This window comes from Erythrobacter fulvus (assembly GCF_028595285.1).
GTDB classification, from domain to species: Bacteria; Pseudomonadota; Alphaproteobacteria; order Sphingomonadales; family Sphingomonadaceae; genus Erythrobacter; species Erythrobacter fulvus.
In genome coordinates this window covers 192,692-218,475 of sequence record NZ_JAQQXQ010000005.1, presented here as the reverse complement: position 1 = coordinate 218,475, position 25,784 = coordinate 192,692, and the positions used below count along the sequence as shown (strand labels likewise).

The following is a 25,784-nucleotide window of genomic DNA, read 5'->3' as shown; positions in this document are numbered from 1 at the left end:
CCTTCATCACAAATTTCCGGTTCGTCTGGCGCAGGCCAGACACGGCTTGAATCGCGTGCCTTGCGCGGGCATCACCGCGCGGGGATCGAGAGGGAGAGAGACATGACGATCAAGGCACGCGGCGCAATCGCCGCGCTGGCATTGCTGGCGGCAGGCGGCGCGGCGGCGCAGGACGCGCAAACCGGCACACCGGCATCGGGGGCAACCATTAGCGCACAGCAACGCGCGGCTGCCACGCTGCCGCCCGATGGCACGCGCGATGCGGACTTTTCGACCCGCGGCTTCCTTGCCACCCTGGCCGATCCCGTCATCCGCAATGCCAAGGGCGAGCCGGTGTGGAACCTCGACGCCTATGCCTTCGTCGACGGCCCCGCGCCCGCCAGCGTCCACCCCAGCCTGTGGCGGCACATGCGCTATCTGAAGCATCACGGGTTGTATCAGGTCACCGACAATGTCTGGCAGGTGCGCGGGTTCGATCTGTCGAACATGACCATCATCCGCGGCCAGACCGGCTGGATCGTGATCGACCCGCTCACCAGCGTGGAGACAGCCAAGGCGGCCATGACGCTGGTCAATCAGACGCTAGGTGAACGTCCGGTCAGCGCCGTCATTTATTCGCACAGCCATGCCGATCATTTCGGCGGCGTGCGCGGCGTGATCGATCCGGCCGATGCCGCATCGGGCAATGTCGCGGTGATCGCCCCCCACGGCTTCATGGAAGAAGCGACGTCGGAAAACATCATGGCCGGCGGTGCGATGCTGCGGCGCGCGGCCTACCAGTTCGGCACCGGCATGGCGCCCGGGCCGCAGGGACAGATGGGCAGCGGCATCGGCATGGCGGTTTCGGGCGGCACATTGTCGCTCGTCGCGCCCAATGCCAGCATCGCTGCGACCGGCGAGACGCGCGTGGTCGATGGCGTGGCGCTTGAATTCCAGATCGTCTCCGGCTCGGAGGCTCCGGCAGAGTTCAACGTCTTTATCGCGCCCGAAAAGACCTTTCTCGCCGCCGAAATCGCCACCTGCACCATGCACAACATCCTCACCCCGCGCGGGGCCAAGGTGCGCGATGCACGGGCATGGGCGCATTATCTGGACGAGGCGGCCACCCGCTACGGCCCGCAAAGCGACACCGTGATCTCCAGCCACTGCTGGCCCGTGTTCGGGCGCGCCGAGGGGACAGGGTGGCTTGAAGCACAGCGCGACAATTACCGCTATCTGCACGATCAGACGGTGCGCCGGATGAACCGCGGCGAGACCATGGCCGAAATCGCCGAAGAAGTGAGCCTGCCCGAAGACCTTGGGCAGGAATGGGCGACCCACGGCTATTACGGCACCTACAGCCACAACGCCAAGGCGATCTATCAGTTCTATCTGGGCTGGTACGATGCCGTGCCTGCCAACCTCAATCCGCACCCGCCGGTGGAGCGGGCCACGAAGATGGTGGATGCGATGGGCGGCGCGGACCGGGTGCTGGCACTGGCTCGCAATGCGATGGCGGCGGGTGATTATCGCTGGTCGTCGGACCTGCTGCAGAACCTCGTCTTTGCGACGCCCGACAATCAGGCGGCGCGCGCGCTGCTGGCGGAAAGTTACCAGCAGCAGGGCTACCAGTCCGAAAGCGCGATCTGGCGTAACCAGTTCCTGGCCGCGGCGGCCGATCTGCGCGGCGAAAGCGCCCGCCGGCCCGCAGCCCAAAGCACCGATCTGATCGCCGCAGTGGCAACGCAGGAACTGCTCGACAGCGCCGCCACCCGCTTCGCTCCGGAACGCTTCGGCGACAGAAAGCTGACGGTCGGCATCGCGCTGACCGACCGGGACGAGCAGGCAATGATCGAAGCCAACGGACGCGTGATGATCGGGCGCGTCGGAGCGCTGCCGCAGACCGCCGACGTCACTATCCGTGGCCCCCGGCTGATGATGCTGGCGCTGCTGTTCCTGAAACAGCCGGTGGCGATGATGCAGGCCGGAGGACTTCAGGTAGAAGGCGATCCGGCTGCGCTCCAGTTGCTGATCGACGCGCTCGATCCGATGCCGCAGGGCTTTCCCATCGTCGAACCCTGAACAAAAATCGGCAGACCTGCGCGAAGGGAATGGCGGACGGCGGCGTTGATCAGGCAGAGGCTGGCGGGCATCGGGCCTGCCGGGAAAGGGAAAGCCATGCGACCGACACCCTCAGCCAAGGTCTGGAAATGAGCGCGGCGAGCATTGCCCTCAACCGCTTCGGTTATGGCCTGGCGCGCGGGGAGCGGGTGCCGGATGATCCGGCGCGCTACCTGTTGCGCCAGCTCGATGCCTTCGACCCTGCCCCTGCCGTGATCGCCGCGCGCGCCGCCACCCGCGGCAAGACCGGCGAGATGCTGCAATTGCTGCGCAGCCTGCGCGAAAGGATGCAGCAGGCCGGCGAAACGGGCATGGCCGAAGCCGCAATGACCGGCCCGATGAGCGAAATGGCACCAGAGAATCCGCGCGCTGCCGCGCTCGCCGGACTGCCTCCCGAATATCGCACGAAATTGCTCGAAGCGCGCCGCGTGGTGGTGGACGATCTGGCAGTGCGCGTGAACGTCGCAGTCGCAAGCCCTGCCCCGATGGTGGAACGGTTGGTGCATTTCTGGAGCAACCATTTTAGCGTTTCTGTTGGCAAGCCGGGGACCCAGTTCGAAGTCGGCCCGCACGAATTCGGCGCGATCCGTCCGCACGTGCTGGGACGCTTTGTCGACCTGCTCAAGGCTGCGGTGCTGCATCCCGCGATGCTGCTCTATCTCGACCAGTTCCAGTCGATCGGCCCGGGATCGACCGCCGGACAGCGACGCGGACGGCGCGCCAATGCGCAGGGCCCGCGCGGCCTGAACGAGAACCTGGCGCGCGAGATCCTCGAACTGCACACGCTCGGTGTGGACGGGGGCTATTCGCAGGCTGACGTGACCGAATTCGCCCGTGCTTTGACGGGGTGGACGGTGCCGGGGGTCGGGCGGGTGGGACGCTTTGCCGAGGATCAGCCGGGCGGTGCGGCCTTCGTCGCGCTGGCCCACGAACCGGGGGCGCGCACCATCCTCGGGCGGCGTTACGGCGCCGGCGGCCCCGAACAGGCCATGGCCATTCTCGACGATCTTGCCGCGCATCCCGCCACAGCGCGCCACATCGCCACCAAGCTCGCGCGCCATTTTGCCGGAGACGATCCGCCCGCCAGCCTCGCCGCGCGGCTGGAGGCCGAATTCCTGAAGACCGGCGGCGATCTTGCCAGCCTCACCCGCACATTGATCGCGGCGCCCGAGGTGTGGGTATGCGGCCCGGTCAAGTTCCGTGCCCCGTTTGAATGGTTCATCGCCGCCGCGCGGCTTTCGGGCATCGACGCGCTTCCGCCGCAACGCATTGCGCGGGTGCTGAACGAGCTTGGCCAGTCGCCGTGGCGCGCGCCCTCGCCTGCCGGTTACGATGATCTGGCCGCCAGCTGGGCCGCGCCCGACGTGCTGCTGCGGCGCGCCGAACTGGCAGAGCGGATGGCGCAGGGCGCACCGGCTGACGACGTGCTGGCCCGCGCCGAAGCCGCCTTTCCCGATGCCCTAAGCCATACCACACGCACCATGCTGAAGCGCGCCGAAAGCGGACGGCAGGCGCTGGCGCTGCTGCTCGTCGCCCCTGAAATGATGCGGAGGTAAGCCGACATGCTCACCCGTCTCGATCGTCGTACCCTTCTGGCGGGATCGCTTGCGATGGGCGCCAGCGGGCTTGCCCTGCCCCGCATCGCGCTGGCGCAGGGCAGCGGCACGCGCAATCTCCTGTTCGTGCTGTTGCGCGGTGCGGCCGACGGCTTGGCGATGCTCGCCCCTGTCGGCGATCCCGGGTTTGAGGCACTACGCGGGGTCAGTCTTGCCGATTACGAGAACGCGCCGCGGATCGGCAGCTTCTTCGCGCTCCACCCCGCTTTCGTCGAAACAGGCAAGGCCGCGCAGGCGGGCGAGGCGCTGTTTGTCCATGCAGCCGCCACCGCTTACCGCGAACGCTCGCATTTCGACGGGCAGAACCTGCTGGAGACAGGCGGCACCGCGCCCTATGCGACCAGAGACGGCTGGCTCAACCGGCTGACGGCTCTGCTCGCCGAAGCGCACAAGGGCGAGCCGCCGCGTGCGCTCGCGGTCGCGCCTGCCGTGCCGCTGGCGCTGCGCGGGGCGGCGCCGGTGTCGAGCTATGCGCCGTCCGCCCTGCCCGAAGCGAGCGCGGACTTCATGACCCGTGTGGCGGCGCTTTACGAAGGCGATGCCGAATTGTCGGGCCTGTGGGCGCGTGCGCTCGAAACCCGCGCGATGGCGGGCGATGACGGTTTGCAGAACCTGCGCGATGCCAGCGCCAATGGCGCGTTGGTCGCCTCGCTGATGCAGGGCGAAAGGGGCGCGCGGATCGCGATGATCGAGGTGGACGGCTGGGACACCCACGCCAACCAGCGCGGTGCCTTCGCACGGCAGGCGCGCGGGCTCGACGCGATGCTGGCGGCCTACAAGGCGGGCATGGGTGAGGAATGGGACAGCACGATCGTGCTGGTGGCGACCGAGTTCGGCCGCACCGCGCAGCTCAACGGCACCAATGGCACCGATCACGGCACCGCCGGCGCGGCAATGGTGCTGGGCGGCGGCGTGCTCGGCGGGCGGGTGGTGGCTGACTGGCCCGGGCTTGGCACAGGCCAGCTCTATGAGGGCCGCGACCTTGCGCCCACCATCGCGCTCGAAAGCGTGCTTGCGGGCGCGGTGGCCGAACATTTCGCGCTCGACCCGGCGCCGACGCTGGCGCGGCTGTTCCCGGGCAGGAGCACCAAGCCGCTGGCCGGGATCGTGCGGGGCTGACCCGCCGACCCCGACCAGCGCAGTGCGTTCAGAAGCGCGCAGTGACCCGCACCCAGCCGCCGCGTCCCGCACCTGGCAGGCGTTCGCCCACCGACACGTCCGACGCGCCGACCCGGCTGCGACCCGCGAGATGCGGAGCGTAGCTTTCGTCCAGCAAGTTCTCGACCCCGACCTCGACCGCCAGCCCTTCGCCCAGCGCATAGCGTGCGAACAAGCCGAGCGTGGCGAAGCTTTCGCTCGGCTGCTCGCCATTGCTCACCGACACACGGTCCTGCGCAGCGGCGGCAAAGAGTTCGGCGCCGAGCGACAGCTTCTCCTTCGCCCAGACCGCCGAGAGCCGCAGATTGACGGGCGGAACGCGGTAGAGATCATCGCTCATATCGCGCCGCTGTCCGCGCACGAGGCTGGCCGTGCCCAATAGTTCCACCCGCGCCAGCGGACGGATGCTGAAGTCGAGATCGGCTCCGTAAAGCTCGGCATCGGTGTTGGCGAAGCGCAGCGGGGTGGGATCGCCATTCATGTTCGCGACCATCTCCACTGTGCTGTCGATCACGCCAACAGTCGCATCGAAGGGCACGCCCTGGATGAAATCGTCCACGCGGCGGTAGAACAGCGTCGGACGGATCGTCAGCCGGTCACCGTCATAGTCGAATCCCGCCTCGGCAATCCATGCTGTCTCGGGTTTCAGCGCCGGATTGCCGACGTAGATATTGCCGTCCGCCAGACCGAAACTCGCCTCGGTCGGGAGCCATCCGAACCGTTCGAGCACGCTCGGCACCCGCTCCTTGCGGGCCAGCGTGATGCGCGGCGTAAAGGCCCCGAGGGGTGCCCAGCCGCGCAGGACGACATCCAGTGTGGTGTCCGCGTCCTTTCGGTTGGCGGCGATGAAGGCCGCTGCCAGAGCGCGCGGCCCCATCGGCACCGCAGCACCCAGACGCGGCGCGCCGACCGACTGCCGGGTATCGTCGATCCGCGCGCCGGCCTCGAACTGGACCGCGCCCAGCCCGCCGCGCCACTGCACGAAGCCGCCGTAACGATCCGAACGGGCATCGGGCTGGCTTTCGATGAAGAAGACGGGATTGAACGGGTTGGTGATGGTGACGAATTTCTCCGTCAGTTCCACGTCGCCGCCGATCTTGAGATAGCGCCCATCCCCGCCGAACCTCACCGACGCTTCGGCCGTGGTGGTATCGGCATCGGCAAAGGTCGCGCGCGCCATCATCGCCGGTGCGGCAGGCTGACGGATGGTCTGGTTGTCCATCAGGTGCCGCACCGCGACATGGCCTATCCGGACATTCAGCGTCACGTCATCGGCAATCTCCCCGCGAAAGCCGCCCTGCACGAAATCGGTATCGAAATAGACGATGTCGAGCGCGAAGGGCGGGTTGCCCGTCGGGTCGGTCTCGCTGCGGCGATATTCGACGAACAGTTCGCCCGGGCTGGTGCGGAAACCCGCGTGGAAGCCATAGAGATTGCGTTCGAACGCGGTGCCTACTGCGGTGCCGCCGGGGAATGCGTAGTCATGCCCCTCCTCACGCGCGGCGATGACGCCAAGCCGCCAGTTCTCATTGGCGAGTCCTGCCATACCGCCCAGGGCATAGCTGTCATCGACGCTGCGATATTGTGCGGCTGCGCGCAGTTGCGGCGCAAGGCTTTCGCTGTCGGAGAACTGCGCCTGCACCAGCTCGGCATTGACCGCACCCGCCAGCGCCGGGCCGGAGCTGACCGGAGCGACGCCGCGCGCAACCTCGATCCGGTCGACAAGGATCGCGGGGGCATAGTGCAACGGCGGGTCCATCGCATTAGGTCCGCCGGTAGCAAAGCGCTGGCCGTTGATGCGGCCCAGCACCCGTTCACCCGCAAGCCCGCGATAGGAAAGCTGGCCCGAAAGCGCGCCGTTGCCGAACAGGTCACCCCCGGGCACGCGCGCCGCGATTGCGGCCGCATCGGCAGGCAGCGCGATCTGTTGCGGCGGCGCGATACCGTCGGCGCTGATCGCCTCGGCGCGCCGTGCAGTGACAATGATCGTATCGGTCAGCACCGCATCGGGATCGGTGGAGGGAGGATTGTGCTCGGCAGCGGCAGGAACAGCCGCGAGCATGGTGGCAGCGCCAAGGCACCGCCGGAAGTAACGCGAATTCATGATGATAATTCCGATTGCTCCGCCCGGCACGGTCCGCCCTTGCGGACAGCACCGACGGCCCGGGATCTCCCCGGTCAAAGCAAGACAGCACAGTCCGCCCCGCATCTTGCGGGACGCGAACAGCGCGGCTGAAGTCAGACCGTGAGTGAGGGCGGGCCGGTGGCCGGCGGCGGCGGAGCGGCAAGGCCCCGGCCGGGCAGAATCGCCAACCGGGCCGGCAGACGCGGCGCGGCGGGAACCGGTGGAAGCAAATCGAGCACGGGCGGCGCGGGCGGCAGCACAGGCGCACCCATCGCGGCAAAATCGCACAGCGCGCTGGCAAAGCTGGCGTGGCTGTCATGCCCGAAGTGATCCGAAACAGGCGCAGGCGCGCCAGCTTCGGTCATGGCATGATCGGCATGATGCGCGGTGTGATCGCCGCCATGGACCATCGCCATCATCGACATCATCGCCGGTTTGGCCATCGGAGGAGAAGCAGGCGCAGAGCCGACGAACGCCGCCAGCGCAGGCGACACCCCCGGACAGGGTACCAGCACCGCCTCTCCCGCACGGGCCTTGCCGATCATCCAGCCATGCGGCACCGCCCACTGCAACAGCGCCGCCAGGGCGGCCGCCAGCAGGGCAAAGCGGGACAAGGGGGAACGGCTCCGCGACACGGTGGCGCCGCGTTAGGCGATCAGGGCGCGCGGCGAAAGGGGCGATGTGCCCTCAGTCGCATCGTCTTGTCAGAACGAACACTCCGCATCGGCAGCATTCTCGTCACGCGCGATTTCGCTGATCTGGATTGCGAACTTGCCCTTGGACGAGAAAGTCAGCTGTTCGCCGACTTCGCCGAGGCAGGCGCTGGTCAGCACCATCTCGCGCCAGCCCTTGCCCTCGGCAACCGACAGCTTCTGCGTAATGTCGAGCGCCTTGCCGTCAGCGGTCACGGTCACCTGCGACTTGGGCCGGTCTTCCACCTGATAGGCGATGCGCCAGCCTGCTTCGCTTTCGGGACCGGTCAGGCGCAGCTTGGCTCCGGGCGCAAAAGCGACAAGGCGTGCATCCTCCTGCGCCTTGCGGTCGATCCCGGTGGCGGTGATGCCGTTGCCGGTGCCGCGCAGATCGGGCAGCACGGCATTATCGGCGACGGCCTGCACCTGCATGCCGAGCCGCCCGGAAGCGAACCACACAGCGCCGGTATCGGTTGTCAGCGAGGTGCAGGTCTCGTCGAGCGGTGCGAGTTCCGAAGTATCGCTAAGATCGCGGCCGTAGCCGAGCGGAAACAGCGCGCCTTCCGGCCCGTTGACCGGAGTGCCCCCGCAATGCGCGGGCCAGCTGAACGACAGGCGCCCGGTCGCGGGCCGATGGCCGAACAGAACGTCGGAAACCCCTGCCCCCTCGCTGCCCGGCAGCCAGGCGGCGACGAAGGCATCGGCGGCATTGATCTCGCGGTTGACCCACAAGGGCCGGCCCGAGAGGAACACCGCCACGGTGGGGATGCCGCGCGCACGATAGGCGCGCAGCAGTTCGAGCCCTTCCTCGTCCCGAAAGGCGAGATCCTTCCGGTCGCCGACGAATTCGGCATAGGGCTCTTCGCCGAATACCACGATCGCGACATCAGGCTTGCCGGACATGCTGCCCTTTGGTGCCAGCACCGCCGTGCCGCCTGCCTCGCGTGCGGCGGCGGCAATCCCGTCATAGATCGACGTTGCGCCGGGGAATTGCTCGGCGGTCAGCTCGCCGCCGCCCTGCCACGTCACCGACCAGCCACCGGCCTGTTGCGGGATATTGTCGGCGGCCATGCCCGCCACTTCGATCCGCGCCCCCGCCTTCAGGGGCAGCACGCCGCTGTTCTTGAGGATCACCTGCGACTTGGCCACCGCCTCGCGCGCGATTGCGCGGTGTTCGGAAGAGCCAAGCAGATCCCAGCGCTCACCAAACGCCCGCGCCGAGGGTTTCACCTCGCCACCGAAAATGCCCAGTTGCTGCTTAAGCCGCAGCACCCGCAGAACCGCCTCGTCAAGCCGTTGCATGGGGATGGTGCCGTTCTTCACCTGCTTGACCAGCGAGCGATGGAGCGCCTTCCAGTCCTCGGGCACCATGTAGACATCAAGGCCTGCCAGCAATGCATCGGGGCAGTTGCTGTTGGTGCAGCCTTCAACCTGCCCGTGCCCGTTCCAGTCGCCGACGACCAGTCCGCCAAAGCCCAGATTGCCGCGCAGTTCGCCGGTCAGAAGCGGGGCGTTGCCGTGCATCTTGGTGCCGTTGATCGAATTGAAACTGGCCATCACACTGGCCACGCCCGCACCGATCGCGGCGGGATAGGGCGCGGCGTGGATTGCCATCAGTTCGGCAAGATCGCCGTCGACGTCGCCCTGGTCGACACCTTGCGCAGTGCCGCCGTCGCCGAAGAAGTGCTTGGCAGTCGCCGCAACCTTGCCCACGCCAAGGAAACCCGGTTCGCCCGGGCGGCCCTGCAACCCTTCAACCATCGCTGCGCCGAGCCGCGCGACCAGTGCCGGGTCTTCGGAATAACTTTCATAGGTGCGGCCCCAGCGATCGTCCCGCGCAACTGCGATGGTTGGGGCGAAGGTCCAGTCGATGCCGGTCACCTCGATCTCGATCGCGGTGGCGGCGCCGATGCGGCGGATCAGATCAGCATCGCCGGTCGCGCCCAGCGCGATGTTGTGCGGAAACACCGTCGCGCCGATGACATTGGCATGGCCGTGCACGGCGTCGGTTGCCCACACTGAGGGGATGACGGGTTCATCACCCTTCAGCGGCGCAGTGGAAGCCTCCCAGAATTCGTCAGCCAGCTTGAGCCAGTCTGCCGCCGGCCCCTCGTCGTCGCCATAGGGCCCGGAATTGCCGCCGTTCAGGATCGTGCCGAAACGGTAGCGACGCACATCCTTGGGCGTGATTGAGCCGATGTCGGGCATGATAATCTGCGCGACCTTGCGCTTGACACTCATGCGCGCAAGCAGCTGCTCGGGCGAAGCGGGCGCGCCCTGCTCCGCCGCCTGCACAGGCGTGCCGGTCGATTGCACTGGCGGCGTGGCGGAACAACCAGCCAGCAGGGCGGCAAGGCCCGCACCTGTCGCGAGCTGCCCGAAAATATTACGCGTCACCAGACAAGTCCCTCCCAAGACCATTGATATGCTGGCCAGCCGTTCCGTTGAGAACGTTATCAAGATACTACAAACCCCGCCCGCTTTTGCAAGCGCCAAGCGGTCAGTTTCCGGGAGTTGCCAGCGGGCGGGCAAAGGAAGCGAGCAGAACCGCGCTCACCAGCGAAAGCACCGCAAACAGAACGAACAGGGCAGAATAGCCCAGTTCGGGCACCAGCAGCACGGTCAGCCAAGGCATCACCATCGCCGGCAGGGTGTTGGTAAGATTGAACAGAGCCAGATCGCGGCCCCGATGTTCGGGCGCCGGCAGCACCCGCAAAGTCTGGCTGGCGTGGAGCGAGAGGAAAATGGCCGCAGCGATGGCGAAGATGACGTATCCCGCCACCGCCTGCGTAAGATCGCCCGCGCCCGCCATGGCCAGCATGCCCAGCGCGCACAGCAGCGCGCATCCCGCGAGCGGCAGGATCGGCCGACCATGACGGTCGGACCAGCGCCCCAGCAGCAATGACAGGGGCACCGCACAGACCAGCACGAGGCTGAAGATATTGGCCGCCGAATTTTCCGGAAAATCGGGTGCCAGCGATCGCAGCCAGAACAGCAGGAAAGCGAACATTCCGCCCTCTGCCACCTGCACCAGAAACCGCGCCAGCCACATCCGTCTTACAGCCTGGCCTCGCGGGACAGTAGATCCCGGCAGGACCTCCGGTCGCGGCTGCAACAGCTCCGCGCGCCGCCGTGCGCCGCCGAATATCACCGCAGGCAAGACCAGCGCCGCCACCAGCGCCGCTACCAGCCACAGCCTTGCCTCTGGCGGCACCAGCCCGCCATAGGTCACCAGCGATCCCGCCAATGCGCCCAGCGCCGGAGACAGGGCCAACGCCCCGCCGAGCACGCCCTTCTGGCTATCGGGAAAACAATCCCCCGCCCACGCCATCAGCGGTGCCAGCATCAGGTTCAACCCCACCTGCCAGGCCATCACCAGCAGCACCAGTTCACTCGCCGAGCGCGCCTCGCCGACCGCGATCAGCAGCACGCTGGACAGGGCCAGCCCTGCGAGGATCCATGGTCGGCGCAAAGCGCTGCGATCGCTCAGTATCCCGGCGACAATGTTGGCTATACTGGCGACGACCGCACCGAAGAAGGTCACCCGTGCGAGCACGGCGACATCCTCTGCCCCCTGCAATTCCGCGATGCGCTGCGGCAACAGCACCGTCAACAAGGGGACATAGGCCACCGCACCGCCTGCTGCGGCCAGCGCGAACAGGATCAGGAACCAGCCCGGCTGGCGGGCCGCCGCCTCCGGGCCCGGAATATTCAAGCTGTGCCCGGCGCAGGCGCGGTGGAGGACCGCTCGACCAGACCTGCGGCGACCTCGATCACCTTGTCGCCTTCGCCTTCGGGCAAGCGCGCTATCAGCTGCTCGACCGCGCGCGACACGGTTTCGGCAATCGGTTGGTCGACAGCGGTCAACGGCGGCTGCGAGAAGCGCACGATCGGAGTGTTGTCGAAGGAAATCAGCGAGAGGTCGCGCGGCACCATTAGGCCGCGGTCGCGCGCGACTTCGAGCGCGGCGAGCGCCATCTGGTCGCTCGACGCGATGATCGCTGTAAGATCGGGCCTGCGATCAAGCAGTGCGCGTGCGGCGCGCGTGCCGGATTCGTAGCCGAAATCGCCGGTTTCGAGCAGGCCCTCGCTTGGCAGTCCATGCTCCTCAAGCGCCCGCTTCCAGCCGTCGATGCGCCAGCCGCTGAGGCTGTATTGGGCCGGGCCCGCGATCATCGCGATCGCGCGGTGACCAAGCTCGATCAGGCGGTTCGTGGCAAGATGCGCCGCGCCTTCATCGCCCATCGTAAGCGGAATGCCCGGTCCCGGCTGTTTCGATCCGATCCGCGCGAAGGGAATGCCCCGCGCCGCCAGCAGATCGGTGATCAGGCTATTTTCCGAGTGTGGCGGCGTCAGCACCACGCCGTCGGGCTGGAGCGCCGAGATCGCCGCGCCGAGTTCGCGTTCGACATGGTCGGAATGGGTATCGACCAGTTCCACCATCATCCGGTAGCCGTGTTTCGAACAGGTCAGGATGCCGCCCAGCAGCATCTGGTCGACCCAGTCCGTACCGCGCCGTTCGCGCCAGTCGGCCAGTGTGCGTTCGCGATCATTGATGGCGAGGATGATGTAGGAGCGCGACCCGCTCATGCGCTGGGCGGCAAGGCTGGGAACATAGCCCAGCCGCTCGATCGAGGCGCGCACCTTGTCGCGCAGTTGCGGGCGCACATTCGGGCCGCCATTGACGACACGGCTTACCGTCTGGAGCGAGACTCCCGCATCCTCGGCAACATCCCTGATCGTTACTGTCTTGCGCCCCCGCGCCATTGCTTCGCGTCTTTCCGTCCCGTCTGGTTCATGCACACCCGCCCAGTGTCAGGGGCTTGGGCACATTGATATATCCTGATCCCGTTGATGGCGAATTGCGCGGGAAAGCGCTTGCCCGCAAGCCCTTTCGCATCGTTTTGTTCGCACAGGCGTCCGCCCTACCGCCCTGATGGCGGGGCCAGCGCCGGCTGCGGTGCATCGATTGCCCCGCAAAGCGACAGGGCTGCTGACAGCGTTCCCGCTCCCAGCAGCCCTGCACTCATCCCGTCATCGCTCGCGTCAGAAATCGAACCGCGCTAGGAAGGTGAAGCGGCGGTCGTTGCGGAACGCCGAACGCGTCACCCGCGTACCGTCGAAGTCGACCACCTGGCTCGTCTCGGTGATTTCGTCGAGCAGGTTCACGCCCTGGATACCCAGCTTGATCTTGTCCGTAACCGAATAGAAGATCGACGCGTCGAGCTGCCCGGTGTCTTCCTGCCAGATCGGCGAGAACGGGAAGATGTCGTCGCGCGGGGTAATCAGGAATTCCGAGCGCCAGTTATAGGCGGCACGCATCGACAGCGGGCCCTTCTCGTAGAACACCGTGGCGTTGAACGAGTGCTTGGAAATGCCTGCCAGCGGCTGCTGCGCGACGAACGCGCCGCCGCCCAGCTGGTTGGCACCGGTGGTGATCGACGCCTGGCCAAAGTCGGACAGGTTCGGGTTCGAGAAGTCGCCGCCATCGACATAGGTGTAGGTGAACTGCGTCCCCAGACCGCTCAGCACGCCCGGCAGGAAGTCATAGACCTGCTGATGGGCAAGCTCGAAGCCCTTGAGCCAGCCGTCCTGGAAGTTCGCCGGACCCTGCACGTTGACGTCGATCGGACCGTTCGCGCCCTGGTAATCCACCCGCGAGAAGCCCTGATCGATGAACCCGTTCACATCCTTGGCGAACACCGCAAAGGTCAGCGAACCGACTTCGGCGAAGTACCATTCAACCGAAAGGTCATAATTCCACACCGAAACCGGCAGCAGGTTGCGGTTGCCGGTTTGGAGCGCGAACAGCGGCCCGTTGGCAAGTGCATCGGCACCCGCATTGGCCAGCGCCACGGTATTGTCGCCGATGCCGCCACCGGCGCGGAACAGCTGCAGGTCGGGGCGCGAGATGTTCTTCGACGCGGCAACGCGGAACAGCAGACCGTCGCCCACATCAAGCCGCGCATTGAAGCTCGGCAGCCAGTGGTCGAAAGTGATGTCGCGATCGTCGATCAGGATTTCGCCGGTATGCGCCGCGGCGAATTGCGCCAGGCGATCGGGCGAAAGCTGGCAGATGCCTTGCAGACTGATCGGCGGCGGTGCGCCGGTGCCGAAATTACAGCCCGCAGTGACTTCGCTGACCTGCACGACGCCGTCGCCGTTGCCGCCACCGACCTGCACGCCGTTTTCGAGCACCGGGGTGTCGAAGCGGCCCGGGTCGGGGAAGCCGATCCGGCCGAAGGTCGAAATCTGGGTTTCGACGTAACGCAGGCCGATATTGCCCTCGATATTCCACCCATTGCTGAAATCGGTGCCGAAATCGACGCGCCCGTAGGCCGCCTTGGTGACTTCGGACACGACCGAGACTTCACCCGGGCAGAACACGCCTTCGATGTCGCACGGCAGAAGCTCACCGGTCACCTCGTCGGGACGGATGCGGCCGTTGACACCGTAGTTGAAACGTTCCGGCGACATGCCGAAATTCTGGATTTCCTCGAACTGCTGATCGGTCAGGCCCGAGAGGTATTCGCCAAGGAAATCATCCCCGCCGAAATACCATGCCGCGCCGTTTTCGATCGGCAGCGGCACGTTGCCGCGCTGGAAATTGTCGCCGAACGGATTGCGGTATTGCGCATAATTCGGGAATTCGTCGACGAAGGCACCGCCCGCGATGGCGAATTCCTGACCCGGAAGCCCGGTGTAGAACCGGCCCGGAATGAAGCCGTTGCCGAACGGACCCGGTCCGCTCGCGCCGCAGCCGGCGCCCTCGCCCCAGGGGGCGCAGCCCGCGCGGCCTGCCCAGACCGCCGAAAGGTTGCCCCAAGTGCTGAAATTGGTGTTGCGGGTGGTGCGATCACGGTCGGCCCAGCGCGCACCGAAGCGTGCCGCCTTGAAGAAACCTTCGTCGCTGATGTCATATTCGGCATCGAAGCGCAGGCTCTGCAGGTCGCCCTCGTTCTTCTCGCGGCTGTCGAGGCCGAACCAGTAGTAGGTGTTGAGACCCGAGGAGAAGTAATCGGCCGGCGAACCGACTGGCGCAAGGAACTGGACCTTGGGCACCGAGCCGGTCAGGTCAAGATCGACATCGGCCCAAGTCGACATTGCGCCGAACACCGAATCACGGGTGAGATCAGAGCTGATCGACTGCGCTTCGAAGTTGACGCGGAAGCGATCGGTAACGTTCCACTTGATATCGATCGAGAAATCTTCGGTCGTGGTGTCGAGCGCACGCAGGAAGCGCAGCGAATCCAGCGGGATGCCGCCGCGACCGAACGGGGTGGCATAGGCATCGCCCTGACGCTGGCTGAGAATGCCGCGCTGGAAGATGCCATTCTCGTCATACTGGATGGTGGTGCCGTTGCGCGCCTGCGGGAACAGCAGTTCGTCGTCCACGCGCGAGATCAGCGCATATTCTTCGGTCTCGAAGCTCGCTTCGGCACGCAACCATTCGAAGGTCGCGACGAAGTTGCCGGTCGGATCCTCGTATTGCAGGATGCCCGAGAACGCTTCGCGCGTACGATCGAGATCGGTGGTGCGGATCCCGGCGCCCTTGGGCACCAGCACCGCGCCTTGCGGCGGGAAGTTGGCCGGATCGAAATTGGGATCGCCGACAAAGCCGCCCGAGCCGACCGACAGCGCCCGCAGACAAGGCCCGTCGAGCGCCGCTGCGCGGTAGCAGGGGTCAGCCACCTGCGAGGCATCGGTGCGGCTCTTGAGTTCGGAATAGGCATAGGAAGCCTGGATGCCAAAGGAACCGGCGCCGGTCTCGAAGGTGTTCGATCCGAGCACCGAGAATTCCGGCGACCATTCCTGCCGCAGGTCGCCGTAGTTCACCCCGACCGTACCGGCGAGCTTGAGACCCTTGGTGTCGAGCGGCTTGCGGGTGACAAGGTTCACCGTACCCGACGGACCGCCTTCGATCATGTCGGCGGTGACGTTCTTGAACACCTCGACCCGGCCGAGCAGTTCGGGCGATACATCATTAAAGCTCAGTTCGCGGCCGCCGGTGGCCGAGAAGATGTCGCGTCCGTTCAGTTCCGAACGGGCGAAGGGCAGGCCGCGAATGATCACCCCGGTGCCTTCGACCGAGAAGCGGTCAGGGTCGGTCGTCTTCTCGAAACGGCCGATGGTGATACCGGGAATGCGCTGAAGCGTTTCGGCCACCGAACGATCGGGCAGCGCGCCGATGTCTTCGGCAGTGACCGCATCGACGAAGGTGTCGGAGTCGCGCTTAATGTTCTGCGCGGATTCAAGCGAGGCGCGGAAGCCGGAAACGATGATCTCGGGGCCTGTCTGCTCTGCGACGGCATCATCCTCGCTCGCAGCCTGATCCTCGTCGGCATCTTGCGCGAGTGCGGGCGAGACAAGCGCAGCGGACATCGCCAGCGCCGAAGCGGTGCCGAGGACAAAACGACGCCGACGCGGCGCAACCTGTGCGTATTTCATGATGTTTCAAACCTCCCCTGACCCCGTGGCACATTCTTGCCGACCACTAGGGCTTGCTGATGCATTCGTAGCGCATGTTGTTAGCGTTCTCAAGACTTGTAATCTGCGTGCCATATTGCATTCTGGCAACACTTCGCGGGGCGGCAGAATCCCGGAACGACAGGCCAGTTTGGCCACGCAGGGATCGAGGAAAGCATGAAAATTCAGAACATAATCATCGTCGGCGGCGGAACGGCCGGATGGATGGCGGCGGCTGCCCTGTCGCGCCTCAAGGCCGGCCGGCCTGTGGAAATCACGCTGATCGAATCCGAAAGCATCGGCACTGTCGGCGTTGGCGAGGCAACGATTCCACCCTTTGTCGGCTTCAACCAGCTGCTCGGCGTGGACGAGCGCGAAATGCTTGCAGCGGTGGGCGGCACCTTCAAGCTGGGCATCCAGTTCGAAAACTGGGGCAAGGTGGGAGACAGCTATATCCACCCCTTCGGCGCCTATGGTTACACCATGGGGGGGATCAGCTTCCATCACGTCTGGCACCGCATGGCGCAGGGCGGCGACAAGCGCCCGATCCAGGTGTTCAACCTTGAAACCATGGCCGCCTATTTCGGCAAGTTCGCCCGCACCGAGGATTACAAGCGCGACGATCTGCCGCCAGTCAATTACGCCTATCACCTCGATGCAGGCCGATATGCCGCCTATCTGCGCGGCTATGCGGAAAAGCGCGGCGTTGTACGGCAGGAAGGCCGGATCGCCGACGTGTCGCTCGATGGGGAAAGCGGCTTTGTCACGGGCGTGACGCTCGACGATGGACGGCAATATGCGGGCGATCTGTTTATCGACTGCTCGGGCTTCCGCGGCCTGCTGATCGAACAGGCGCTGCAGACCGGCTATGACGACTGGAGCCAGTGGCTGCCGTGCAACCGCGCGGTCGCCCTGCCGTGCCTGCGTGAGGACGGCAGCCCGCCCCCGCCGTTTACCCGCGCCACCGCACACAGCGCCGGCTGGCAATGGCAGGTGCCGCTGCAACACCGCAACGGCAACGGTCATGTCTATTGCTCAAGCTATATGGATGACCAGGAGGCGCTCGACATCCTGCTCGGCAATATCGCGGGCAAGCCGCAGGCCGAGCCCAATTTCCTGCGTTTCGTCACCGGGCGGCGCAAGAAGTTCTGGAACAAGAACGTGGTCGCGCTGGGCCTTGCGGCGGGCTTCATGGAGCCGCTCGAATCGACTTCGATCCACCTCGTAAACACCGGGATCGACAAGCTGCTGTCGCTGCTGTCGCTCGACGGGATCACGCAGGCGCAAGAGGATGCCTTCAACCGCCTGACAGGCCGCGAATATGCCCGCATCCGCGACTTCCTGATCCTGCACTATAACGCCACGCAGCGCACGGATTCGGACTTCTGGAATTATGTGCGCACCATGGATGTGCCCGACACGCTGACCGAGAAGGTCGAAATCTTCAGGGCCAACGGGCAGATATTCCGCGAAGAGGACGAGCTGTTCACCGAAACCAGCTGGGCGGCGGTGATGATGGGTCAGGGGATCGCCATGGGCGGTCACAACGCCATGGCCGACGCGCTCGATCCGGCCAAGACGGCAGAGGAAGTGAACGAGATGGAGAGGTCGATCCGCTATCTCGTCCAGCACATGCCGGGCCACGGCGATTACCTCAAACGCTACTGCCCCGCGCCGTTGGCGGCCTAGAGCACCAGCGCCGCCAGCGCCCTGCCCGAAAGCCAGGCGCCCTCGACCCGCGGGGAATGCATCCAGTCGCCCGCAATGCCGATCCCGGCGGCGGCATCATAGCGCGCGCCCTCGCCGGACAGCGCCTGCGGCAAGGCGTAGAGCCAGCGATGCGCGTCGAGATGCTCCGGCGCGGCAGGCGGCGTACCCGTGGCAGAGAAAAAGTCGGCCAACAGAGTTCGCGCGACCTCGTCCCTCGGCCAATCGACGATCGCGCGGCTGCGCGCGGGACTGGCGTGGATCACCCAAGTCTCGGCCCCGCTGCGGCCCGGCTTGGCCGAATTGCGAGCCGCCCAGGAAACCGGCGCGGTCTCGCTGCGGTAAGTGTCTGCTGCGATCGGCAAGCCTTCGGCAAAGCCCGCCATCACCGCCCAGCACGGAGCAGATTCGACGCTACCGGCCAGCGCGGCAAGTTCCAGGGCGACCTCGGCCAGCAGGACGGCGGCCTGTTCGGCGGGAACAGCAACCAGCACCTGCGCGGCGGTGAACACCCCGTCGCCTGTTTCCACCCGCCAACCCGCGCCGTCACGCGATAATCCTTCCGCCCGCGTGCCCCAGCGCACGTCGAGCGCCTGTGCCATCGCGCGGATCGGCGCATTCATTCCGGGCGTGCCAACCCAGGCATCCTCACCTGCCGACGGCCAGCGCGCGACGACACCGGCCGCTTCCCATCCGTTCACAACCGCCTGAAAGGCCGGATCGCGCGCGGTGAAATATTGCGCGCCGTGATCGAAGCTCACCGTTTCGCCGGCGATCTCCACCCGCCGCGCGGCCATGCGCCCGCCTGGGCCGCGCCCCTTGTCGAGCACGATGACACTTGCGCCCTTGCGGGCGAGTCCGGTGGCGCAGGAAAGGCCAGCCATGCCCGCACCGATGACGAGAAAGTCGCTATTATGTCCGTCCATCCCGCGCCAACGCACGGGAAGGCTCAGGGTTTCGGCGATCGGCGGTTCAGGGTGCGCTGCGCGGTGGCCGCGCCTCGGCCAGCAGTAGCGAGAACCGATCCTCGCTATCCGTCCAGCGTGCGCGCGGCTCCCAGCCGCCTGCCGCCAGCAGCATGTTGGAGGTGCGGCGCGTGAACTTGTGGCTGTTTTCGGTATGGATGCTCTCGCCCGCGACCATGGCGAAAGGCTGACCGCTGACCGAGAAGGTCACATCCTTTTGCGCCACCAGATGCATCTCGATCCGCGCATAGGTGTCGTTCCAGCGCGCTTCATGGGCGAAGGCATCCACCGGAATATCGCCGGCCAGTTCGCGGTTGATGCGGGTAAGCAGGTTGAGATTGAACTTCGCGGTGACGCCCGCATCATCGTCATAGGCGGCGACCAGCGTTGCCTCGTCCTTGATCAGATCCATACCGATCAGCAGCAACGCGCCGACACCCAGCGTCTCGCGCATCGAACGCAGCAGGTCGGTCGCGGTGCGTGCGACCATATTCCCGATGGTCGAACCCGGGAAGAAGCCGAGTTTGGGCAACCCCTCGATCTCGCCCGGCAGTTCGACGCGGCGCATGAAATCGGCCTCTACCGGAAATACCGGCAGGCCGGGAAACTTGGCTGCGAGCGCAGCGGACGAGGCGCGCAGGAAATCGCCCGAAATGTCGAGCGGGACATAGGCCGAAGGCGCGATCGCCTGAAGCAGCAGCGGGGTCTTGACCGAGGAGCCCGAGCCGAACTCCACCACCGCGCGACCCGGCCCGATCAGGTCGGCAAACTCTGTACCGCGCGCACGCAGGATCTCGGTCTCGGCGCGGGTGGGGTAATATTCGGGCAGCTGCGTAATGTCCTCGAACAGCTGCGATCCGGTATCGTCGTAGAACCAGCGCGCGGGGATCGCCTTCTGCTCTTCCGCCAGCCCCGCCAGCACGTCGGCGCGAAAGGCCGTATCGACCCCGCCCGCGTCGCGTTCGACCAGCTTCAGCCCTTTCGGGGTTGTCATGCACCAATATCCTTCGCGAGCCGCAGGCCGGTGAATTGCCAGCGCTGATGAGGGTAGAAAAAGTTGCGGTAGGAGGCACGCGAATGGCCGCGCACCGTCGCGCAGCTTGCGCCGCGCAAGACCACCTGCCCGCTCATGAACTTGCCATTATATTCGCCCACCGCGCCCTCTGCGACGCGGAAACCGGGGTAAGGCAGATAGGCCGAGCGGGTGAATTGCCAGCAATCGCCGAACAACCCCGCCTGCCCGTTTGGTAAGGGCGGCGCTGCCCCGTCGAGCTGGTTGCCGCCTGCCGGATCTTGGGCGGCGGCAATCGCCTCCCATTCGAACTCGGTCGGCAGGCGCGCGCCTGCCCAGGTGGCGTAGGCATCGGCCTCGAAATGGGAAATGTGGGTGACGGGCGCGTGCGCGTCGCGCGCCTGCCAGCCCTGATGGGTGAAATGATCGCCTTCCCGCCAATACAGCGGCGCGGCGATCTTCTCCCGCTGCACCCACGCCCAGCCGTCCGCCAGCCACAGGCGCGCATCATTATAGCCACCGTCGGCGATGAAGGCGTCCCATTCGCCATTGGTCACCAATCGGTCGGCCAGGGCGAAGGGTTCGATCAGCACGCGGTGGCGCGGGCCTTCGTTGTCGAAGGAAAATCCGTTGCCGTCATGGCCCGCAGCCGCGATCCCGCCGGGGTGCTCGTGCCAGCCCATCGGTGCGGGCGCGGCGGCGGCGGGCGGCGGCGCGCCATCCCACATCGCCGGGCCGAGCGGGTTCTGGAACAGTGCATGCTTGATGTCGGTCAGCAGCAGTTCGATATGCTGCTGCTCGTGCGCGATGCCGAGCGCGATCAGGTCTGCGAGCGCCGGATCGCCGAGCAGCGGCGTCATGGCGTCATCCACCGCCGCGCGCCATTCCAGCACGTCCGCCAGCGTCGGGCGCGACAGCAAACCGCGCGAAAAGCGGTCGATGCGCGCGCCCTCGGTTTCGTAATAGGAATTGAACAGGAACGGCCAGTCCTCGCGCAGCAGGCAGTAGGCCGGCACGTGATCGCGCAGCAGAAAGGTTTCCCAGAACCATGTCGTGTGCGCGAGATGCCACTTGGCCGGTGAAGCATCCTCCATCGACTGGATGGTGGCGTCGGCATCGCTGAGCGGGGCGACCAGCGCCTCGGTCAGAGCACGGGTGGCTCGGAACCGGCCCGCCAAGTCGCTCGGCGTCACGCTATCAATATCATCCTGTCGCTCGCTGCGCGGCACGCGCTTCTCCTTCCCGCCCTGCGTCGGACATTCGTAACGTGCCCGTCCGCCGTTACAGAGGAAAGACGATAACACGCCGACACGGCTATCGGAAAATCGCAGCCCCGATCAAGTCTTTGCGCCGGGCCGCCCTTGCCGTAGGGCCTGCCGCAAGCCCGTTATGCCGCGTCGGCGCTGACCTCAGCCTCGCGACCGCCGGCCGCATCATTGAGCATTTCCGCAACGAGAAACGCCAGTTCAAGCGATTGTTCGGCGTTGAGGCGCGGGTCGCAATGAGTGTGGTAGCGATCGCCCAGACGTTCCTCCGTGATCGCCACCGCGCCGCCGACGCATTCGGTCACGTCCTGCCCGGTCATCTCGATATGGATGCCGCCCGGGTGCGAACCTTCGGCGCGGTGGACCGCGAAAAAGCCCTTCACCTCGCGCAGTATCCGGTCGAACGGGCGGGTCTTGAAGCCCGAATCCGACTTCACGACGTTGCCGTGCATCGGATCGCAGCTCCACACCACCGGATGGCCTTCGCGCTTCACCGCGCGCACCAGCTTGGGCAGGCCGTCCTCGACTTTGTCGTGGCCATAACGGCTGATCAGCGTGATGCGTCCGGCCTCGCGCTCTGGATTGAGATCGTCGAGCAGACGAAGCAGCGCATCGGGTTCGAGACTCGGCCCGCACTTCATGCCCAGCGGGTTGCCAATGCCGCGCGCAAATTCGATGTGCGCGCTGCCGGGGAAGCGGGTGCGGTCACCGATCCAGAGCATGTGAGCCGAAGTCGCATACCAGTCGCCGGTGAGCGAATCCCGCCGCGTCATCGCCTGTTCGTAAGGCAGCAGCAGCGCTTCGTGACTGGTGTAGAAGCTGGTGCCCTGCAACTGCGGCACGGTGGCCGGATCGATGCCGCAGGCTTCCATGAAATCGAGCGCCTCGCCGATCCGGTCGGCGGTCTGGCCGAATTTTTCGGTCCACGGCGTGCGGCCCATGAAATCGAGCGTCCACTGGTGCACCTGCCGCAGGTTGGCATAGCCCCCACCGGCAAAGGCGCGCAGCAGATTGAGCGTGGCGGCAGCCTGCGAATAGGCGCGCACCATGCGCTGCGGATCATTGCGGCGCGAGACAGGATCGAAATCGATCCCGTTGATATTGTCGCCGAGATAGCTCGGCAGCGTGACATCACCGATGGTCTCGGTCGGCGAGGAGCGCGGCTTGGCGAACTGGCCTGCCATGCGCCCCACCTTCACCACCGGCCGCTTGCTGGCGAAGGTCATGACGACCGCCATCTGCAGCAGCACGCGGAAAGTGTCGCGGATGTTGTTGGGATGGAATTCGGCAAAGCTTTCCGCGCAATCCCCGCCCTGAAGCAGGAAACCGTGGCCGTTTGCGACCTGCGCCAGATCGGCCTTGAGCGCGCGCGCCTCGCCCGCGAACACCAGCGGCGGATAGGAAGCGAGCGTGGTTTCCGCCTCGGCCAGTTCGGCCGCGTCCTCGTAATGCGGAAGATGCCGCGCTTCGCAGGCTTTCCAGCTGTCCGGGGTCCAGGTCTCGGGCACGTTCAAACTCTTTCCATATCTATCGCCACACGGCGTGCGCAAAGCCTGCGCGGGGGCGCCCGCTACAGGACGCGCGTTTCAATTGTAAAGCGACAAAGCCGCACAGGACAACTTTATTTCCCGCACGGCTTGATTGGCCCGCCCGATCAACGGCCGATCAGGTCGGCCCTGCCTGCCTGCGCATTCGCGGCGCCGGTGGCGGGTGCCTCGGCCAGTTTCTGACCTTCGGGCAGAACCGCCAGCCGGAACGGCGAGCCCTTGGCGAAATAGCGATCAGCCAGGAACTGCATCACCTGCGGGCTGGTCTGCGAATAGTCGGCCAGCAGGGTGCGCAGCAATGCCACGCGTTGCGGATCGCCGGTCGCACCTTCGAGATTGAACAGCCAGAACTGGTTGCCGGTCGAAGCGCGCCGGATCAGCTGGGCCAGCGGCTCGGTGACGCGCGCAAGCTCGTCGGCGGTCGGCGGATTGGCAGCGAGGTCCTTCGCGATACGATCGGCCTCGGCGAAGAACACGGGCACGAATTCGGGTTCGAGCTGCGCCACGGCGGTGATCCGCCCGCCGCTCGGCAGGTCTTCGGGCCACTTGGAGAAAACCTGCGGCGAATAGCTAGCTCCGGCGCGTTCGCGCAGCGCTTCGAGCAGGCGATTGTTGAACAGCTGGGTGAGGATTTCCAGCTGACGGCTTTCGCGCAGAGAAGCCACCCCGCCGCCGCTCGGCCAGGCAACCACTGCCGCGGCCTGATTGGCATCGCCGCGATGGGTCGCGATCGCTGGCCTTTCGGCGGTGGCGGCAAAGGCCGGAACGCGCGCGGCAATATCGGCGGGGATCGGATCACGCGGCGGAAGCGCACCGAAGGTCTTGCGCAGCTGCTCGATAATGGCGGGCTGATCGAATTCGCCGAACACCAGCACTTCGATCGGGCCCTGCTTCAACAACGGCTCCCACACCTTGCGGAAACCTTCTGGCGTAACCTGTTCCAGCGCCGCCGGATCGGGCGTGGCGAAACGGTCCTCGCCGCCGGTCACGAGATATTCCAGATCGCGGTTGAGCACCCCGCCGGGGCTGGTGGAATAGGTGTTGTAGGCCAATTCCGCCGCCGCCTTGGCGCGGATCACGGGATCGGGATCCCAGCGCGGCATCCCCAGCTTTGCCGCGAAAAGGTAAAGCTGATCGGCCACGTCTTCCGACCGTGTCTGCGCGGTGAAGGTGAACACTGCATCGTCGATCGAAAAGTCGAAGCCGAGCTTGCGGCCCGTGGCCAGCCGGTCGATCTCGTTCTGGCCAAGCTCGCCCAGACCCGAACCAACCAGCGCCGCCTCGCCAATCGGCGCATAGGCGGCATTGTCCTTGTCGAAGGCGCGATAGCCCGCACCGAAGCGCACCCGCACCGTGACGCGGCCCGGCTCGGCATCATTGGCCCACACCAGCGCCTTCACGCCGTTGGCGAAATCGACCTGTTCGATCTCCAGCACGCCCAGCGGCTGCTGGCTGGCAATCGTGCCCGGTGCGCCCACACGGGGCAATTCGTCGAAGGAGATGCTCTGCGCTGCCAGCCGCGCGCTGCCGTCGGCCTTTGCCTCGCGCGCCAGTGCCAGCCGCAATGCGGCCGCGTCCGCCTCGCCCGCCGTGGGCGTTACATAGACCGAGCGCGTTACCACCCCTTCGAACAGGCTGCGGGTATGCTCAAGCACTTCCTGCGGCGTGAGGCGCGGCTTCATCCCGCGGAACACGTCAAGCACCACCTTGGGCGCGGCCACGGTTTCGCGAATGTCGACGGCATTGACGAGGTTATTGGCGAGGTTCGATCCCGACTGGACGCTTTCCTGCTCCACCTCGTTGGCGAACACCACGTCGAATTCGGCGACCTCGCGGTCAATCTCTTCCTGCGTCGGCGGGTTGGCCAGCGCATCGGCGATCACGCTGCGAACATCGGCAAGCGCCGCCTGCCAGTCATTGGTCAGCGGTGCGAAGGTGACGAAGGTCGCATCGGTCGACCGCGAAATGTCATCCTGCTGGACCTGCGCATAAAGGAAACTGCCGCCGCCGCGCGCACGCGACTCAAGCCGGCGGTTGATGATCGCCTGCGCCACCGCATCGAGCAGCAGGCCTTCGTTGTAGACAATGGTATCCTGCACCGGGCGCCACGGACGCATCACCGCATAGGTCAGGCTGCGCGGCAAGTCGGGTTCGACGCCGATGGCCAGTTCCCCGATCGGGGCCGGCGCGCCAGCATCGTCGGTGGCCCCGGCGGGCGGAACCGGATCGCCGAAATCGGGTGCAACGCCCGGCTTGCCGGCGCCCTTCCAGTCGCCGAACCACTGTTCGACCAGCCCGGCGAGCAAAACGGGGTCGGCATCGCCCGCGACCACGATCACGGTGTTTTCCGGACGATACCAGCGCTGGTAGAATGCCTTTACGCCCTTGCCTTCGGCGGCCTTCAGGGTCTCATCGATGCCGATGGGGTTGCGGGTGGCGAGCCGTTGTCCCGCAAAGAAGGTGCGCCGCGTCAGATCGGCCATGCGCTGCCCCGCTCCGCCCCGCTCGCGCTTTTCGGCCAGCACGATCGGGCGTTCGGCCGCGACATTGGCATCGTTCAGAACGGGTTCGCGGATCATCCCCGACAGCAGCTTGAAGCTTTCCGACAGCTTGGCGTCATTGATGTCGGGAATGTCGAGCTTGTAGACCGTGTGGGTCGGACTGGTCTCGGCATTGGTATCGCTGCCGAAGGTCGCACCCAGCCGCTGCCAGGCGGCAATCGCCTCTGCCTGCCCCAGATATTTGCTTTCGCGGAACAGCAGGTGCTCAAGCAAGTGGGCAAAGCCCTGTTCACTGTCGGTTTCGTGCAGCGAACCGGCATCGATGCGGACCCGGATCGAAATCTGCCGCGGCGGCACGCCATTGCGCCGCACCGCATAGCGCAGCCCGTTCTTCATCTCGCCGAACAGCCACTTGTCGTCGACCGGCACATCCGACCCGCGATAGAGCCATGGCACCTCGCCCTCGCCCTGAAGCGCTTGCGGCGCAGGGACAGGCGGCGTGGCCGGTGCGGTTTCGGCCGGCGCGGCCTGGTTTTGCTGGGCGACCAGCGGCTGAACCAGCACAAACGGGGCAAGAAGAAGGGCGAGAGCGCGTGCCACGCGGGAATTGGAAGTCATGATCGGGCTTAT

Annotated in this window: 15 protein-coding genes; 4 read left to right on the top strand and 11 right to left on the bottom strand. The window is 66.0% G+C overall.

What is annotated here, in order from left to right:
• Positions 1-102: 102 nt before the first annotated feature.
• From OIK40_RS08360 to OIK40_RS08350, 3 genes are read left to right on the top strand one after another with little or no spacing between them, the layout of a single operon-like run.
• Positions 103-2,061, top strand: a complete 1,959-nt coding sequence (locus OIK40_RS08360) for an alkyl/aryl-sulfatase (protein ID WP_273677732.1) — start codon at positions 103-105, stop codon at positions 2,059-2,061.
• Positions 2,062-2,090: 29 nt separating this feature from the next.
• Complete coding sequence (locus OIK40_RS08355; RefSeq protein ID WP_309557516.1) at positions 2,091-3,656, top strand: DUF1800 domain-containing protein; 1,566 nt, start codon at positions 2,091-2,093, stop codon at positions 3,654-3,656.
• A 6-nt stretch (positions 3,657-3,662) separates the two neighbouring features.
• Positions 3,663-4,835: a DUF1501 domain-containing protein gene (locus tag OIK40_RS08350; RefSeq protein WP_273677730.1), complete on the top strand. Its 1,173-nt coding sequence runs from the start codon at positions 3,663-3,665 to the stop codon at positions 4,833-4,835.
• Positions 4,836-4,863: 28 nt separating this feature from the next.
• Here OIK40_RS08350 and OIK40_RS08345 read toward each other — a convergent pair whose 3' ends face one another.
• The 6 genes from OIK40_RS08345 to OIK40_RS08320 form a co-directional block, all read right to left on the bottom strand.
• A complete protein-coding gene (locus OIK40_RS08345; RefSeq protein ID WP_273677728.1) occupies positions 4,864-6,978 on the bottom strand; it encodes a TonB-dependent receptor plug domain-containing protein in 2,115 nt (704 codons plus the stop codon).
• A 134-nt stretch (positions 6,979-7,112) separates the two neighbouring features.
• On the bottom strand, positions 7,113-7,613 hold the full coding sequence (locus OIK40_RS08340; RefSeq protein WP_273677727.1) for a hypothetical protein: 501 nt from the start codon (positions 7,611-7,613) through the stop codon (positions 7,113-7,115).
• A 90-nt stretch (positions 7,614-7,703) separates the two neighbouring features.
• A complete protein-coding gene (locus OIK40_RS08335) occupies positions 7,704-10,088 on the bottom strand; it encodes a glycoside hydrolase family 3 protein (RefSeq protein WP_273677726.1) in 2,385 nt (794 codons plus the stop codon).
• A 103-nt stretch (positions 10,089-10,191) separates the two neighbouring features.
• Entirely contained in the window at positions 10,192-11,406 is a 1,215-nt protein-coding gene (locus OIK40_RS08330) for an MFS transporter (protein ID WP_309557515.1), read from the bottom strand.
• Positions 11,403-12,458: a LacI family DNA-binding transcriptional regulator gene (locus OIK40_RS08325; RefSeq protein ID WP_273677724.1), complete on the bottom strand. Its 1,056-nt coding sequence runs from the start codon at positions 12,456-12,458 to the stop codon at positions 11,403-11,405. The genes OIK40_RS08330 and OIK40_RS08325 overlap by 4 nt, the downstream gene beginning before the upstream one ends.
• Positions 12,459-12,737: 279 nt before the next feature.
• On the bottom strand, positions 12,738-16,139 hold the full coding sequence (locus tag OIK40_RS08320) for a TonB-dependent receptor (RefSeq protein ID WP_273677722.1): 3,402 nt from the start codon (positions 16,137-16,139) through the stop codon (positions 12,738-12,740).
• A gap of 195 nt (positions 16,140-16,334) precedes the next feature.
• Between OIK40_RS08320 and OIK40_RS08315 the strand changes: the two genes are divergently transcribed.
• Positions 16,335-17,846, top strand: coding sequence for a tryptophan halogenase family protein (locus OIK40_RS08315; protein ID WP_273677720.1), 1,512 nt, complete (start codon positions 16,335-16,337; stop codon positions 17,844-17,846).
• Here the strand turns inward: OIK40_RS08315 and OIK40_RS08310 are convergent.
• The 5 genes from OIK40_RS08310 to OIK40_RS08290 all read right to left on the bottom strand — a co-directional run bounded on the left by OIK40_RS08310 (position 17,843) and on the right by OIK40_RS08290 (position 25,772).
• Positions 17,843-18,790, bottom strand: a complete 948-nt coding sequence (locus tag OIK40_RS08310) for an NAD(P)/FAD-dependent oxidoreductase (RefSeq protein WP_273677718.1) — start codon at positions 18,788-18,790, stop codon at positions 17,843-17,845. The genes OIK40_RS08315 and OIK40_RS08310 overlap by 4 nt on opposite strands.
• Before the next feature lie 46 nt (positions 18,791-18,836).
• Complete coding sequence (gene egtD / locus OIK40_RS08305) at positions 18,837-19,823, bottom strand: L-histidine N(alpha)-methyltransferase (protein WP_273677717.1); 987 nt, start codon at positions 19,821-19,823, stop codon at positions 18,837-18,839.
• Entirely contained in the window at positions 19,820-21,070 is a 1,251-nt protein-coding gene (egtB, locus tag OIK40_RS08300; protein ID WP_374211801.1) for an ergothioneine biosynthesis protein EgtB, read from the bottom strand. The genes egtD and egtB overlap by 4 nt, the downstream gene beginning before the upstream one ends.
• A gap of 158 nt (positions 21,071-21,228) precedes the next feature.
• Positions 21,229-22,614 (bottom strand): class II 3-deoxy-7-phosphoheptulonate synthase, encoded by a 1,386-nt coding sequence (locus tag OIK40_RS08295; protein ID WP_273677715.1) that lies wholly within the window; start codon positions 22,612-22,614, stop codon positions 21,229-21,231.
• A 146-nt stretch (positions 22,615-22,760) separates the two neighbouring features.
• Entirely contained in the window at positions 22,761-25,772 is a 3,012-nt protein-coding gene (locus OIK40_RS08290) for a M16 family metallopeptidase (protein ID WP_273677713.1), read from the bottom strand.
• Positions 25,773-25,784: the final 12 nt, after the last annotated feature.